Here is a 15420-nt window from a genome sequence, read left to right on the forward strand (position 1 = left end):
ACTCATAAGACGCATAAGAATATAGAATATGGCAATAAAGAAAAGACCCGTATCTCCTCGCCAGAAGATGATCAACCTGATGTATGTCGTGTTGATGGCTATGCTGGCATTGAACGTCTCGAATGAGGTGCTCAACGGCTTCTCTATTGTGGAGGAAAGCCTGAAACGTACCACTGAGAACGCAGCGAAGGAGAACTTGGCCATATACGATGACTTCGACCAACAGATGAAGGCCAATCCGCAGAAGGTGAAGGAGTGGTACGAGAAGGCACAGCGTGTCAAGCAGTCCAGCGACTCCATCTATAACCTTGCTGCAGAACTGAAATTGGCCATTGCTCGCGAGGCCGACGGATCAGATGGTAACCCTTCTAATATTATTAATAAGGAGGATCTGGAAGCTGCCAATCAGGTGATGCTGGCTCCTGGACGTGGTCGTGGTGAGAGCCTGAAGCAGGCCATCGATACCTATCGCGAGAATATCCTGAAGATGGTGACTGACACGGCGCAGCAGCGTCGCATTGCCAGTGATCTGACCACAGAGGTGCCTTCTACTGGACTGGGCAAGAATTGGCAGGAGTATATGTTTGAGTCGATGCCGGCTGCTGCTGCCGTCACGCTGCTGTCGAAGCTGCAGAGTGATGTTCGTAATGCAGAGAAAGAGGTGTTGCACACGCTGGTGCAGAACATTGACGTGAAGGATATCCGTGTCAACTCGCTCAATGCTTTCGTGATTCCTAACTCACAGACCATCGTACGTGGTGATAAGTTCTCGGCTCATATCGTGATGGCGGCTGTAGATACCACACAGGTGCCGGAGATTTTCATCGGCAACCAGAAGGTGGACCTGCAGGACGGACTCTATGAGACCGTATGTGGACGTACTGGCGACTATACCTTGGCTGGCTATATCCAGACCATCAATGGTAATGGCGACCTCATCCGTCGCGACTTCTCGCAGAAATACACGGTGGTGGATCCCAGTGCAACGGTTTCTGCCGACCTGATGAATATGTTGTATGCAGGCTATACGAACCCCATTAGCATCTCGGTGCCTGGCGTACCCCTGAATAAGATCTCGGCCACGATGACCAACGGCACTTTGACGCCTACGGGACCTGGTAAGTATATTGCCCGTCCGTCGAAGATTGGTGAGAATGCAACTATCACGGTTATCTCTACCAATACGGGACGCCCGCAGCAGATGGGACAGTTCTCCTTCCGTGTGCGTCGCCTGCCAGACCCCACACCTTATATTAATATAAAGGATGAGGGTGGCAATCCGAACCGCTTCAAGGGTGGTGCTATGACCAAGTCCAGCCTGATGGATATCGACGGTATTGGTGCTGCCATCGACGATGGCATCCTTGACATCACGTTCAAGGTGGTATCGTTCGAGACGGTGTTCTACGACAACATGGGTAATGCCGTACCGATGGCTGGCGATGCCGATAGGTTCTCAGCCCGTCAGAAGGAAACCTTCCGTAAGTTGGCACGTGGTCGTCGTTTCTACATCTCTAATGTGAAGGCCATAGGTCCTGATGGTATTGAGCGTACCCTAAAGACATCAATGGAAATCAAAGTGAATTAATTGACAACAGATAATTATGAAGAGACTATTGTTCCTGATGATGATAACGCTGGCAGCAGGTACTGTAACTGCCCAGCCTAAGAAGAGCCGCGTACAGCAGGCTCAGCAAGCACCGTCGAAAACGACGCAGCAGAAAACAACGCAGAAGACTCAGGCTGGTCAGAAGAGTGCAGATGGCATGACACGCCGTATGCAACTCAGCTACCCTGTGGCTATCGACATGCCTGAGGATGTGGTGTGGCGTCGTGATATCTATCGTGAAATCGACTTGCACGAAGATGCTAATGCTGGTCTGTACTACCCCGTGCAGCCCCAAGGCAAGCAGATGAACCTGTTTACCTATATCTTCAAGTTGGCGCAGAACGGCTATATCAATATCTACGAGTATTCGGTGGCTAACGACGGCAATGATGACTTCTCTGATGCTGCAAAGGTCAATCTGAAGACCGTGCTTGATAACTTCCATATTTTCTATGAGGAGAAGAATGGAAAGATACAGATTGACAACAGTGATATTCCATCGTCGGAGGTGACAAAGTATTACCTCAAGGAGAGTGCTTATTATGACCAAGCCAACTCTTCGTTCCGCATCAAGCCGTTGGCTCTCTGTCCTATTATGATGCGTGAAGATGATTTTGGCGGTGAGGCTACGAAATATCCTCTGTTCTGGGTGAAGTATGCCGATCTGGAGCCCTATCTGAGCCGTCAGACGGTGATGACATCGGATGTGAACAATGCCGCTGTTATGTCGATGGATGACTTCTTTACACTTAATAAGTACAAGGGAAAGATTTACAAGACCACCAATATGCTGGGCAAGACCCTGGCACAAATTGCTGGTGGCGACTCAATCAAATATACGAAAGAGCAACAGCGTATTGAGGCAGAACTGGAGGCTTTCAAGAATAATATCTTTGGAGATAAAGCAAAACGTGATTCACTGGATAGCATTGCCAATACCGATCCTAAGTTGCTGAAGGAACAGGCTAAACAGCAGAAACGACAGAGTCGAACCAAGACGACGAAGGTCAAGAGTAGCGCTTCGTCAGGAGGCGGATCATCGGCACCACGAGTGTCGGTACGTCGTGAACGGCATTAGAATAATAAAAGCAAATGATAAGAAGGAGCACTTTTATAGTACTCAGTATTGCGATGATGGCGTGGCTTTGGGCTGTGCCATCATCGTCGCAAAGTATATCCTTTGGAGTGAGGGGTGGTCTGAATATCATGCAGATGGAATTCGATGATGATATTTTCGACAATTCCAACAGGGCAGGCTTCTTCGTTGGTCCCACGGTGGTGTTCTCACTACCTGCACCTGGATTCAGCATCGATGTGTCTGGACTCTACGACCAGCGCTATCTGAAGGTGGAAGACCAGAAACTGAAACAAGAGTCCGTCACCTTTCCGGCCCATATGAGGATGGGTGCCAGCATCCCGAGCTTTGGTAGTTTGTTTCTTTTCCTTGGTCCGCAACTCTCATTTAATATCGGAGCCGCTACCTTTCATTGGGAGGATGCTGAGCAAAATGCTAAGCACTTCATGTTACAGGACACAAAGGTCAGTGTGGATCTCGGCATAGGTGCTTCCATCGGCAATCAGCTTGAGGTAATGATAAACTATAACATCCCGATAGGCAAAACGGCAGATATGTCGTGGAATGCGTATGACTACCAGACGGCGAAATATGTGATGAACACCGCAAAGACTACGGCAAATGCCTGGATGTTGTCTGCTGCCTACCTCTTCTAATGATTCTGAACAATGAGTTACGCCGACATCATATTACCAGTACCGCTCGACGGCTGTTTCACTTATACCATCCCTGAGGAGATGCAGGGCAGGGTAGGTGAGGGTATGCGTGTGGTGGTGCCCTTCGGACGTAACAAACAGTATGTCGGCATCGTGGCGCGACTGCATGACGAGAAACCACAAGGCTATCAGGTGAAGCCTCTGGCAGAGGTGCTGGATGCACAACCCATACTGCTTCCAGGACAGCTGAAGTTCTGGCAGTGGATAGCCGACTATTACATGTCGCCCATTGGGGAGGTGTATAAGGCAGCCCTGCCTGCTGGGTTAAAGGCAGAGGAGGGTTATAAGCCACGTACAGAGACCTTCATCCGACTGACGCCCAACTATCGCAATGAGCCTACGCTCCATGTAGCTCTGAACATGCTGGCCCGTGCCCCCAAGCAACAGGAGGCGTTTATCGCCTATTTGTCGCTCTCACGCTGGGATACCATTGATGGCGACACATGTCGAGAACCAGTGCTAGAGATTACCCGTGAGGAGCTGTTAAATGTCTCGGAGAGTAGTCTCACCATCATCAACCAACTGGTGAAACGTGGGTTCCTCGAGACTTACGAGGTGGAGGTGGGACGCCTGAACCAGGGTGGAGAGGCGCACCCCGATCGCATCAAACCGCTGAGTAAGGCGCAGCAGGATGCCTATAACCAGATTCTTTTCTCTTTTTTGAAAAAGCAGGTGACACTGTTGCAGGGTGTCACATCCAGCGGAAAGACAGAAATATATATCCATCTTATCCAGAAGGAACTGGATGAACACCGTCAGGTACTCTTCCTGATGCCTGAGATTGCGCTGACGATACAGATGATGCAACGCCTACAGCGGGTCTTCGGCAAACGCTTAGGTATCTATCACTCGAAATACAGCGATGCCGAGCGTGTTGAGATATGGCAGAAGCAACTCTCCAAGAATCCATATGATGTCATTCTTGGTGCCCGTTCTGCTGTGTTCCTGCCATTTCAACGCTTAGGTCTCGTCATCGTGGATGAGGAACACGAGACATCGTACAAACAGCAGGATCCCATGCCTCGCTATCATGCCCGTTCAGCAGCTATTATGCTGGGGGCAAAGACGCTTCTCGGCACAGCGACACCTTCTCTCGAATCTTATTATAATGCCAAGACGGGCAAATACGGACTGGTGACGCTGACAGAACGTTATCAAGGTATCGAGTTGCCTGAGATACAGGTAGTGGATACTCGTGATTTGCAAAGCCGCAAAATGATGAGCGGCCCATTCTCACCAGTACTGTTGTCGCATGTCCGTAAGGCTTTGCAGCAGAGTGAGCAGGCCATCCTCTTCCAAAACCGACGAGGATGGGCTCCGATGATTGAGTGCAAACAATGTGGATGGGTTCCTCGATGTGAGCATTGTGATGTCAGCTTGACGTTCCATCGCTCAATGAACCAGCTCACCTGTCATTATTGTGGCATGACCTATCAGGTGCCTACCGTGTGTCCGGCCTGTGGCAGCAAGGAATTACAGGGGCGTGGCTATGGCACGGAGAAGATAGAAGACCATATCCGTGAAATATTCCCAGAGGCTCGTGTGGCTCGTATGGACCTTGACACCACCCGAACCCGTAATGCTTATGAACGACTTATCACCGACTTCTCGGCAGTCCGCACCAATCTGTTGATTGGTACCCAGATGATTAGCAAAGGCCTGGACTTCGACAAAGTCAGCGTTGTCGGCATATTAGATGCTGATAGGATGCTCAACCAGCCCGACTTCCGAGCCTATGAACATGCGTTTATGATGATGGCGCAGGTGAGTGGCAGAGCAGGTCGTAAGGGGCACCGTGGACAGGTGTTCCTACAGACGAAGAGTCCCGACCTACCGCTGATATCGCAAGTAGTACATAATGACTATGAGGGCTTTGCACGTACCCAGCTCGAAGAACGGCAGATATTCCATTATCCACCATATTATCGTCTGATATATGTATATCTGAAGCATACGAAGGACGAGGTGGTCAATACCGCTGGCATCGAACTTGGAACCCGTCTGCGTCAATGGTTTGGTGGACGTGTGCTGGGACCAGACAAACCCTCTGTGTCGCGAGTGAAGACGCTAAGCATCCGTAAGTTGGTACTGAAGCTGGAGATGGGAATCGACATGCCCAAGGTCCGCCAATATTTAGCGCTTGCCCAGCAACAGATGCTGCAAGACAAGCGCTATGCTTCGTTGCAGGTCTATTACGATGTAGACCCGCTGTAGAATCACATCTTATTTTATGAGGTTACCCAGAATGTCGCGTGTCAGTTCCTTTGTGATGGTGCGTGTGGCAGCGCTGGTGGCATTCTTGACCACACGTTCCTTGGCCGACTTCCTGCTTTTGGTCTTCTTGCCCGACACCTTATCGCTGGCCCATGTGCCCAGCAGGGCAGCAAAGGTAGAGGTGATGGCGGTGAGAACAGCCTTCCACACTTTACTCATAATGCCAGGCTTTTTCTTTTCTTCTTTTTCTGGTTCTTCCTCACTTTCTGAAACTTCCGGTACGTTTTCAGCCGTTTCCTTCATTAGTATCTCGTAGGCACTCTCGCGGTCTACCATTTGGTCGTACTTGCCATAGATACGGCTCTGCTTGATGATGTCCAGGCGCTGCCCTTCGGTAATGGCACCAATCTGCGACAGCGGGAACAGTATCTTGGCACGCTCCACCATGTTGGGTGCACCTTTCTCATCGAGGAAGCTCACCAACGCCTCACCAGTCTCCAGATTCATGATGGCCTCATCGGTTTTGAAGGCAGGGTTGGGACGGAACGTATCGGCGGCGGTCTTTACGGCTTTCTGGTCTTTTGGAGTATAGGCTCGCAGAGCATGCTGCACACGGTTGCCGAGTTGTCCGAGGATACTATCGGGGATGTCGGTAGGGCTCTGGGTGATGAAATAGATGCCTACGCCTTTCGAACGAATCAGGCGGATGACCTGTTCTATCTTGTCGAGCAGGGCCTTCGAGGTGTCGTTAAACAGCATGTGAGCCTCGTCGAAGAAGAATACCAGCTTCGGCAGTGGCAAGTCGCCTACCTCGGGTAGGGTGGAATAGAGCTCAGAGAGTAGCCACAGCAGGAATGTTGAGTAGAGCTTGGGCTGCATCATCAACTTGTCGGCAGCCAGCACATTCATGATGCCCTTGCCGCCTTCTGTCTGCATCAGGTCGAAGATGTCGAACGACGGCTCACCAAAGAACTTATCGGCACCTTGCGCCTCCAACTGCAGCAGGGCACGCTGGATGGCGCCTACCGATGCCGACGACACATTACCATATTGCGAGGTATACTCCTTGGCGTGCTGCGACACATAGTCGAGCATCGACCGCAGGTCCTTCAGGTCAAGAATCAGCAGACCGCGTTCATCGGCCACACGGAACACAATGTTCAGCACGCCGTCCTGTGTCTCGTTCAGTCCCAGCAGGCGCGACAGCAATTGCGGTCCCATCTGACTGACGGTGGCACGCATGGGGTGTCCCTGCTCGCCATAGACGTCGAAGAATCTTACAGGGCAAGGCTGGAACTCGGGATTCTCAATGCCAAACTCCGGCAGTCGCTTCTCGATGAAGCCGCTCATCTTTCCAGCTTGCGAGATGCCGGAGAGGTCGCCCTTCATGTCGGCCATGAAGCAGGGCACACCTGCCTGACAGAACGACTCGGCAATCACCTGCAGCGTAACGGTCTTACCAGTACCTGTGGCTCCCGCAATCAGTCCGTGGCGGTTGGCCATCTTTCCTACGATGCTCAAGGCACCATTCTCGCAATGGGCCACATACAGCCCTCGTTCTTTGTCAAACATAGCTCTTGTCTGTATTTTTATTTAAAAAGAGAATACTCCTTCACATCCCAAGCCAGGGCACTGGCACCTAAAACGTCGCGCTCACCTTCTTTCAGGATAGAGACAAGAATTCTCGTGCTGTGCTTAATATTGTGGAAGACATGTTCCTCAAACGACTTCTTCATGGGCTTCAGCAACCATTTGCCAGCCAGCGTCAGGTCGCCGGTAAGGATAAAGGCTTCGGGGTTCAGCACAGAGGCATAGTTGGCCAATCCCAGTCCCAACAGGTCGCCAGTACGGCGCAAGGCCTCGATGGCTAGCTCGTCGCCATTGTCACAATATTGTGAAATCATACCGATAGTCAGATGATTCAGGTCTGTTGGCATGGTGGTGGTCATGCCTTCTGACAAAAGCTCTTGGATGGTGGTGATCAGGCCCTTGTCAGAGCAATAGGTTTCTAAGCAACCCTTATTGCCACAGCCGCATTGACGGCCATTGACTCTGATGCAGGTGTGACCCAGCTCGCCGGCAAAACCCTGTGCGCCGAGGTGGGGCTGACCATTGGAATAGAAGCAGCTGCCCAGTCCGCCGTGACTCATCGATACTACCACAAAGTCTTTCATGCCGTGGGCACTGCCGTAGGCTTTCTCTCCGAGTGCGGTGATGTGTGCATCGTTAGCCAGTGCCACTGCCATTCCCACTCTGTCGCGCAGCATCGCAGCCAGAGGGATGACTCCCTTCCACGGTAAGTTGGCGGCATTCTCTATGCAGCCTGTCACCGAGCTGGCGCTGGGTGCGCTGATGCCGATAGAACGGATAGAATCATATCCGCCGTTCTCTTCCGAGAGGGTGAGCAGCTTGTCAGCCAGTGTGGATACATATTCATTGACATCGGAATAGAGCGATGTATCGAAATAATCCTGCGCCACAATCTCTCCCCTAATGTCCACGATACCATAAGTGGTCTTGTCCAGTCGGATGTCAATACCAATGACGCGGGTTTTTATTTTGTCAATAGTTTCATCGTTTGTTTCCATGTTTATCATCTTTTTAGGTCTTTAATTTGTTCTTTCGAGATTACAAAGGTAGTAAATTTATTTGAAATTACAATCGAAATAGACATTTTTTTGCAAATTAACATTATTAAATACGCAAGTTTGATGTCAACTACTGCTTTTTTTGTAACTTTGCGCTCACAAAATTAAATCTAAAAAATTTAGTATTATGGCTTTTTTAACTGACGAGAAATTGGTAATTGTTGGTGCCGGCGGTATGATCGGTTCTAACATGGTTCAGAGTGTGTTGATGCTGGGTCTGACTCCCAACATCTGTTTGTATGATATCTATGAGCCCGGTGTTCATGGTGTGTATGACGAGATGTGCCACTGCGCCTTCCCAGGTGCAAACATCTCTTACACCGTTGATCCCAAGGAGGCTTTCACTGGTGCTAAGTACATCATCTCTTCTGGTGGCGCTCCCCGTAAGGAGGGAATGACCCGTGAGGATCTGCTGAAGGGCAACTGCCAGATTGCAGCTGACTTCGGTGAGAACATCAAGAAGTACTGCCCCGACGTGAAGCACGTGGTTGTGATCTTCAACCCCGCTGACGTAACGGCTCTGACAGCTCTGATTCACTCAGGTTTGAAGCCCAACCAGCTGACCTCTCTGGCAGCGCTCGACTCTACCCGTCTGCAGCAGCAGCTCGCTCAAGAGTTTGGCGTTCGTCAGGACAAGGTTACTAATGCTTACACCTATGGTGGTCACGGCGAGCAGATGGCCGTATTTGCCAGCAAGGCTCTCATCGACGGCAAGCCCCTTTCTGAGCTTCCTCTCTCTGCCGAGCGTTGGGCTGAGATTAAGCACATGACCACTCAGGGTGGTAGCAACATCATCAAACTCCGTGGCCGCAGCTCATTCCAGAGCCCCGCTTATCAGGCTGTTAAGATGATCGAGGGTGCTATGGGTGGCGAGCCCTTCAAGTGGCCTGCAGGTTGCTATGTCAACGCTTATGGCTTCAAGAATGTGATGATGGCTATGCCTACCGTTATCGACAAGGATGGTGTTCACTTCACTCAGCCCGAGGGTACTGCTGAGGAGATGGCTGCTCTCCAGGCTTCTTACGAGCACCTGCAGAAGATGCGCGACGAGATCATCTCGCTGGGTATCATTCCTGCTGTTGAGGAGTGGGGCAAGGACAATGCCAACCTTTAATAATAAATAAGGTATGAACACAATAAAAGGTCGCGATTCTCGCGGCCTTTTATTATTGTCTTTTCGTTCTCAATGCTTATCTTGCAGCGCGGTTGAAAGCCCAGGTGATGAGCTCCGGCACGTACTTACACAGAAACTTCAGCACCGTCAGTCCTAAGTCGTTATAGAAGATACGTGCAACGCGCTCTTCCATTTTCTTGTTGTCAAACACCTTCTTGTTGACAAACGCGAAGCTGGTGCCTGAGCTGATGGCGGTAGCTGCATGACTGGCTGTGAGGAAGGCGTAGTACAGTCCCTCGAAAGTCAGACGGTTGGGGAAACCGCCTGCATCGCCAATCAGGATGATATTTCTGCGCAGTGGATAGTCGATGCTTTGGGGAATATAGGCACCGAGGGCTTTCAGATCGGGACAGCCCATTTGGTTCAGCACTTTGCGGAATGTCTGTGGCGTGGTTCTCATGTCGCCGAAGCCCTGCACGTCGTAGCTCTCGTTGGGGAAGCTGTAGTAATAACCCTGCTGATAGAAACGCGACAGGTTGCCCACAATGGCGTTATCTTTCGACTTCGGTCCGTACTGCTCCATACACAGAATGCCATGATCCGACTTGGGGTTCAGGTATCTCCTCACGCGGCTGTTGGCACCATCGGCACCCACCAGATACTTACAGGCTATCTGCCTACCCGACTTCAGAGTGACGATGACCTGTCCGTCTTTCTCCTCTATGGCTGTCAGCGCCTCGTTGATAAACTGTCCACCGTTCTTCTGATATTCTTCTAACAACTGCGCATCAAACTGCCTGCGCTTCACGATGCGAATCTCGCTGGCCATCTGGAAGTCGAGCACCTGCTCGCCCTCGATGCAGAGTTTCAGACGGTGTACGCTGTTATAGTCGTATCTGAACTGAGGCAGCAGTTGCGATAGCAACTTATACGAACGGGGTGTTAGTCCACCGCCACAGATTTTGTCGCGTGGAAAGGTGGCTCGGTCAACGAGCACACAGTCAATATTCCTTTTTCTGAGAAGCAGGCCACACGTTGATCCCGCGGGGCCTGCTCCTATAATCACTACTGTTGTTTGTTCCATTGTTCTTTTTTCTCGTACCATTCCTTCACCACGTAGAAGGCCTTTTTCTTCTCGCCCTTGTCAGAGTAGAGACCCTTGCGGTTGTAGTAGTCCTGAATGCCGTCGAGCACACGACGGGGCGAACGGAAGTCCTTCAGAATCCAGGGCGTAGTGCCTGCCAGGCCCTCAATCTTGTCAAGCATGGCGATGTTCTCGATGTACAGGTTCTCCTGAAACTCTTCTGTCCAGCGCTGGTTCTTGGCGCCGTGATAGCCGGCCTTGGCACCGCCGCCAAACTCACTGATGATAACAGGTTTGTCGTAAGGTATCTCCCATTTCATCTTAGGAGCATCGTTCACGTCGCGATACCAGCCAATGTACTGGTTGAAGCTCACCACATCGACGTATTTGTTCATGTTGTCCTGCAGACGGTTCACATAGTTTGAAGCGCCTGTGACCTCCATAGCCATTGAGATGAGGCGGGTGTCGTCCAAGGTGCGTGCATACTGCGACAGACGGCTCAGGAACGAGTCGCGCTCTGCAGAGTGGGGTGTCTCGTTGGCAATAGACCAGATAATGACATTAGCGCGGTTCTGGTCGCGACGAATCATGTCTGTCAGCTGGCGCTTGGCGTTGTTGAAGGTGTTGTCGTTGGTCCACGAGATGGTCCAATACACAGGAATCTCGCTCCATACCAGGATGCCGCGGCGCTCTGCCTCGCGTACCATATATTCATTATGGGGATAGTGGGCCAGACGCACATAGTTGCAGCCCAGCTCCTGTGCCATCGACAGCAGCGTCTTGGCATCGTCGAGTGAGTTGCATCGTCCGCCACCGTTAGGTTTCTCCTCATGGATGCTGATGCCATGCAGGAAGATAGGCTTGCCGTTCAGCAGTATCTGCTTGCCGCGAGTCTCGATGATTCGGAAGCCCACCTCGTCTTTCAGCGTCTCACCGTTCAGTGTCAACTCCATGCCGTAGAGCTTTGGGTTCTCAGGGCACCACAGCGTCAGTGCTTTCTTCTGAACGCTGAATGTAGCGCTGAAGCGACCCTCGGCATCGGTGATGGCAGTCTGGGTCAGTTTCAGTTCAGGAATGCTTACTACAACCTGCACGCCAGCCTCCGCCTTGTTCAGGTTGCCCTCCAGCGTGATGGTCTGCTTCTTATCCTTGGGCTGAGCCTTGCACAGCTCCCATTTATAGTTCTCGATATAGGTGGCAGCTACATCGACCAGCATCACGTCGCGAGTGATGCCGCCATAGTTCCACCAGTCGAAGATCTGTGTGGGCACATTGTCGCGATGACGCTTGTTGTCTACCTTCACAATCACCACGTTCTCGCCCTCCTTCAGCTCGTCGGTCACATCCATATTAAAAGGTGTAAAGCCGCCGATGTGATGAGCCACGTGCTTGGTGTTTACATAGACATGTGAGTCGTAGTTCACGGCACCGAAGTAGAGCAGCGTGCGACGACCCTCCTGCTTATGGTAGTTGAACGACTTCTTAAACCATACCGTTCCCTCGTAGAAGAACAGACGCTCGTCCTGCGTGTTCCAGTCGCCAGGAATCCGCATCGTCGCAGCCTTGTCGAAGTCATACTCAATCAGATCCTCAGGACGTTGAGGCTTCGCATTCTGGAAGAATCCCCAGCGGCTGACGTTCATACGGTAGTCATAATAACCTTCCTCCTGCACGTCGATAATGTAGTTCCAATCGCCGTTCAGCAGCGTTGTCTGTCGTGCGTAAGCATTGCCCAGCAAGGGCACTTCGCCGGCCTGGGCGGTTGCTAACGCCACCAGCGCCAATAAAGTAGTCAGAATCTTCTTCATAAGTCTAAAAGGTTTGTGTTGCAAAGGTAATCATTATTTCTTGAATAATCAAATCTTCGCCCCACTTTTTTCCGTTTTAGCCAACGCCCCCACTCAGGCTATGCTAACTCGTCATCTTTGTCGGGTGGGGTGTTTGAGAACCGATTTTCCAGCATTTATCGGCGTTTCAGAAGATTTTGGGTGGGGTGTTGGCAAAAACAGAAAAATGCCGTCATAATCTGCAATCTTGCATTCGTTCCGATATCATCTTCCAGTCGTGGAGATGCCTTCCACGCCTCGTTCCGATAGGACTTTACCCCCCCAAAGGAATGCCTCCTTTCAGTCGAAGGAGGCATTCCTTTCACCCATGGAAGGCATTCCTTTGAAGCAAAGAAGGCAGCTCGAGGCCCTCTTCCCGTAATCTTCATGCCCTCTTTCCGTAATCTTCATGCCTCGGAGCTACCCTCCCCTTTTTTTTTCATTGCTCCGTCCTATCTCATAAAAACTATTTTTATTTCTCACTTAATGATGAAAATCCTTTGATGTTTAGATTCTTTTTCTTATCTTTGCAAGATGAGACCATTAAGAATTGTATATTTCAACTTAACATTTGGATTGGTCGTGCGTAATATAGATGTATGACACGTTCAGAATTTGAACATATTGCCCAACAGTTGCGTGCACAGATGCTGAAAGTTGCACAGGACTTCTTCGACTCAAAGGATGATGCCGAGGATGTGACTCAGGATGCAATGATACAGCTCTGGCGCTACTGTGAACAGATTGACGGCAGCAGAAACGTTCAGGGACTGGCAGTACGTGTGGCGAAAAACTGCTGCGTGAGTCACTACCGCAGACAACGACAAGAGACCAATTACAAATCCCAGACCTCAAAACTCAAGACTCAAATCTCTGAGGACTCGCCACAGGATTTGCTGGAAGCCGAAGACGCACAGCGGATGATGACGGAGGTGATGGCACGACTGAAGCCGCGAGAACGTGAGCTCTTTGAGATGAGACGGCTCGACGGACTCTCTACAAAGCAGATATCAGAGCAGACGGGCATCTCTCCGAGATCCGTAACGGCAATGGTGTCGGAAGCAAGAACGAAAGTGTTTTTAGAACTGAAAAAGAGAATGAAACAATGATAGAAAAAGAGATACAGAAACTGATTGACCGCTACCTTGAAGGCATTACAACGCCTGAAGAGGAACGCCAGCTGGCTCATGAACTGCTGCGAGTGGATACCCCAGAAAAATGGCAGGCCATCCGACTGATGTTGGGTGAACTGGCGATGGGTGAGGTAGAATATGATGATATCATGGAAAGTCGCCAGAAGAAGACTCCTGTCATTACGATGTGTCGCCGCTGGATTGCCGTTGCTGCCAGTCTCTTATTGATAATAGGTATAGGGGCAACGTTGTGGCAAAATAGCAATGACAACGAGACTGCTCCAGAAACTCTTGTGGTAAAGGTCGACACCATCAAGACAAATCTTCAACAAAAAGTCGAAGATGTGAAGAAACAGCCTTTGGAGATGAAAAAGAATGCTGAGACGGTAGACTCCGCAAAGATTATCAAGGAGCAGTATCGGATGCCTCGGCCGCCCAAGCACTACATGGCGAAAGCAGAGATGCCAGAGCCTGAATATATTGATAAAGAAGAACAGGAAGAAAGTGCTGAGGAAGAAGAGATGAGACGTATGGAAATGGAGATGATGGCTCAAATGCAAGGTAGTCTACAGGCCGACTTCATGGAAATGACAAACGAGATTAGGCAAAGGGGAGAGCGAGTTAGTCAACGCGTGGAGATGGCCCTAAATGACTAATAATAAGAATATTAGACTTACACAGATTATTCATCAAATACTGACGGAATATGAAAAGAATTGTATTCGCACTTGGCCTTGCCATCGTATCGCTTGGCATGATGGCGCAGGTAACCCTTGAAAAGAGACTGCAGAGCAATCAGAAAATTGACAGTCTCATAAGTGAAGTTTATCGCTCAGAAGGCACCCCGAATGTTACCTATATGTATGACGGAAAGCTCCACAAAACAGTTTACATGAGTTGTGTTGTGATGGAAGATCGGGAAAACAAGGCGTATGAAGCCATTCGCAATACTTGCAAAGCGCTCACCGATGATGCTAAGGAGTGCTATGTGTGGGAGTATCATCGCAATGGGGTTGATAGTGTGCGCTATGCCATTGCTATAGGTGAATATCAGAATGGTGATGCCATGCGCAGCTACAAAAACCAAAGGGAAGTGTATTATTATAATGCACCTGAACTCGTCTCGTTTCGCTATGATCCATTTCCCAATAATAATGATAGCCAGTCGAAAATAAAAGGTTATGCCCATTTCAGATATGAATACACTCCCGACAGCGTGTTCAAGCCAAGTAAGGAGATAGTGCCTATCAACAAGGAGGCATACGCCAAGCTGCTGCAGCCCATACTGAAACAGGAAGGCATCACGAGCCGTCAGTTCTACGTTTATCACGACAGCACCTATACCATCGTGAGGAAAGACAAACACGAGGATGACTTTGTGTTGAGAGAAAAGACTGACAATCCCAAACAACAGAAAAGCGAGACGAAGGGAACCGTTTATACCATGCACTCAAAAGTTTTGGCTAATGAGGTGTTAGACCAAATCAGAAAGGTTACATTGAACTATCTGGAAGAGAATACGGGCTTCTGGTTTACATACCATCCCTATATTGGATATGGTAATAGGCTTTTGACTGACTTCTTCGAGAGTGAGTACCTGACAAGAGTGCCAGACTTCTATCGCATCTATCTTCAGCACATGGATGAGGAATACAATATCATTATCGTTGAAGGTTTTGGCGACATGATGATTCCTGCAGAATGGGCCATTGTAAAAAGCTGGAAGAACGGAAAGGTGACCTACGACAAGAAAGCCGCAAAGGCTCTGACGCCCAAACAGGCAAGGGACAAGAGTTCAGGCTATTCCTCCGTCACCACCCGAAGTTTCGAGCCATTTGAGAGCGTAAAGGAAATGTAAACGAGGAACAAGGGAAGATGGAAGGGCAAGAGAAATGACAATGGCAGGAACCGAGCGGAAACCACCAAATATAATCTGCATATTTTTCCTTTTTGGAAATATACCACTAAAATATTTGCATTTTCTGTAGTTATTTCGTAATT

The 15420-nt window shown here is 49.9% G+C and carries 12 protein-coding genes; 8 read left to right on the forward strand and 4 right to left on the reverse strand.

What is annotated here, in order from left to right; genetic code table 11:
• Positions 1-28: 28 nt before the first annotated feature.
• Genes gldM through priA form a run of 4 tightly spaced genes read left to right on the forward strand, consistent with a single transcriptional unit; the run spans position 29 to position 5614 of the window.
• Positions 29-1588, forward strand: a complete 1560-nt coding sequence (gldM, locus tag Q0R57_RS04015; protein ID WP_294744116.1) for a gliding motility protein GldM — start codon at positions 29-31, stop codon at positions 1586-1588.
• Between the two features lie 16 nt (positions 1589-1604).
• Positions 1605-2687: a gliding motility protein GldN gene (gene gldN / locus Q0R57_RS04020; protein WP_294744117.1), complete on the forward strand. Its 1083-nt coding sequence runs from the start codon at positions 1605-1607 to the stop codon at positions 2685-2687.
• Between the two features lie 14 nt (positions 2688-2701).
• Entirely contained in the window at positions 2702-3340 is a 639-nt protein-coding gene (locus Q0R57_RS04025) for an outer membrane beta-barrel protein (protein WP_294744118.1), read from the forward strand.
• A gap of 12 nt (positions 3341-3352) precedes the next feature.
• Positions 3353-5614: a primosomal protein N' gene (gene priA / locus Q0R57_RS04030; protein WP_294744119.1), complete on the forward strand. Its 2262-nt coding sequence runs from the start codon at positions 3353-3355 to the stop codon at positions 5612-5614.
• Between the two features lie 9 nt (positions 5615-5623).
• On the opposite strand, the gene Q0R57_RS04035 is transcribed toward priA, so the two are convergent.
• Positions 5624-7186, reverse strand: coding sequence for a helicase HerA-like domain-containing protein (locus Q0R57_RS04035; RefSeq protein ID WP_294744120.1), 1563 nt, complete (start codon positions 7184-7186; stop codon positions 5624-5626).
• A gap of 17 nt (positions 7187-7203) precedes the next feature.
• Entirely contained in the window at positions 7204-8202 is a 999-nt protein-coding gene (locus tag Q0R57_RS04040; RefSeq protein ID WP_294744121.1) for an ROK family protein, read from the reverse strand.
• A 187-nt stretch (positions 8203-8389) separates the two neighbouring features.
• Here Q0R57_RS04040 and Q0R57_RS04045 point away from each other — a divergent pair, with 187 nt between their 5' ends.
• A complete protein-coding gene (locus Q0R57_RS04045) occupies positions 8390-9376 on the forward strand; it encodes a malate dehydrogenase (RefSeq protein ID WP_294744122.1) in 987 nt (328 codons plus the stop codon).
• A gap of 76 nt (positions 9377-9452) precedes the next feature.
• Here the strand turns inward: Q0R57_RS04045 and Q0R57_RS04050 are convergent, their stop codons facing one another.
• A complete protein-coding gene (locus tag Q0R57_RS04050; RefSeq protein WP_294744123.1) occupies positions 9453-10460 on the reverse strand; it encodes an FAD-dependent monooxygenase in 1008 nt (335 codons plus the stop codon).
• Positions 10442-12268, reverse strand: coding sequence for a glycoside hydrolase family 2 TIM barrel-domain containing protein (locus Q0R57_RS04055; RefSeq protein ID WP_294744124.1), 1827 nt, complete (start codon positions 12266-12268; stop codon positions 10442-10444). The genes Q0R57_RS04050 and Q0R57_RS04055 overlap by 19 nt, the downstream gene beginning before the upstream one ends.
• Before the next feature lie 617 nt (positions 12269-12885).
• Between Q0R57_RS04055 and Q0R57_RS04060 the strand changes: the two genes are divergently transcribed.
• The 3 genes from Q0R57_RS04060 to Q0R57_RS04070 are packed head-to-tail and all read left to right on the forward strand — an operon-like array spanning position 12886 to position 15277.
• Entirely contained in the window at positions 12886-13395 is a 510-nt protein-coding gene (locus tag Q0R57_RS04060) for a sigma-70 family RNA polymerase sigma factor (protein ID WP_294744125.1), read from the forward strand.
• On the forward strand, positions 13392-14075 hold the full coding sequence (locus Q0R57_RS04065; protein ID WP_294744126.1) for a hypothetical protein: 684 nt from the start codon (positions 13392-13394) through the stop codon (positions 14073-14075). Before Q0R57_RS04060 ends, Q0R57_RS04065 begins: the two co-directional genes overlap by 4 nt.
• 50 nt (positions 14076-14125) lie before the next feature.
• Complete coding sequence (locus tag Q0R57_RS04070) at positions 14126-15277, forward strand: hypothetical protein (RefSeq protein WP_294744127.1); 1152 nt, start codon at positions 14126-14128, stop codon at positions 15275-15277.
• The last annotated feature ends 143 nt before the right edge of the window (positions 15278-15420 follow it).

The organism is uncultured Prevotella sp., from assembly GCF_946407605.1.
Taxonomy (GTDB): domain Bacteria; phylum Bacteroidota; class Bacteroidia; order Bacteroidales; family Bacteroidaceae; genus Prevotella.

Excerpts from the sequence above, each read along its gene's own strand:
- Q0R57_RS04045 (WP_294744122.1), top strand. The coding sequence starts at position 8,390 with ATGGCTTTTTTAACTGACGAGAAATTGGTAATTGTTGGTGCCGGCGGT.
- gldM (WP_294744116.1), top strand. The coding sequence starts at position 29 with ATGGCAATAAAGAAAAGACCCGTATCTCCTCGCCAGAAGATGATCAAC.
- Q0R57_RS04025 (WP_294744118.1), top strand. The coding sequence starts at position 2,702 with ATGATAAGAAGGAGCACTTTTATAGTACTCAGTATTGCGATGATGGCG.
- Q0R57_RS04040 (WP_294744121.1), bottom strand. The coding sequence starts at position 8,202 with ATGGAAACAAACGATGAAACTATTGACAAAATAAAAACCCGCGTCATT.
- Q0R57_RS04050 (WP_294744123.1), bottom strand. The coding sequence starts at position 10,460 with ATGGAACAAACAACAGTAGTGATTATAGGAGCAGGCCCCGCGGGATCA.
- Q0R57_RS04070 (WP_294744127.1), top strand. The coding sequence starts at position 14,126 with ATGAAAAGAATTGTATTCGCACTTGGCCTTGCCATCGTATCGCTTGGC.
- Q0R57_RS04065 (WP_294744126.1), top strand. The coding sequence starts at position 13,392 with ATGATAGAAAAAGAGATACAGAAACTGATTGACCGCTACCTTGAAGGC.
- Q0R57_RS04035 (WP_294744120.1), bottom strand. The coding sequence starts at position 7,186 with ATGTTTGACAAAGAACGAGGGCTGTATGTGGCCCATTGCGAGAATGGT.
- gldN (WP_294744117.1), top strand. The coding sequence starts at position 1,605 with ATGAAGAGACTATTGTTCCTGATGATGATAACGCTGGCAGCAGGTACT.
- Q0R57_RS04055 (WP_294744124.1), bottom strand. The coding sequence starts at position 12,268 with ATGAAGAAGATTCTGACTACTTTATTGGCGCTGGTGGCGTTAGCAACC.
- Q0R57_RS04060 (WP_294744125.1), top strand. The coding sequence starts at position 12,886 with ATGACACGTTCAGAATTTGAACATATTGCCCAACAGTTGCGTGCACAG.
- priA (WP_294744119.1), top strand. The coding sequence starts at position 3,353 with ATGAGTTACGCCGACATCATATTACCAGTACCGCTCGACGGCTGTTTC.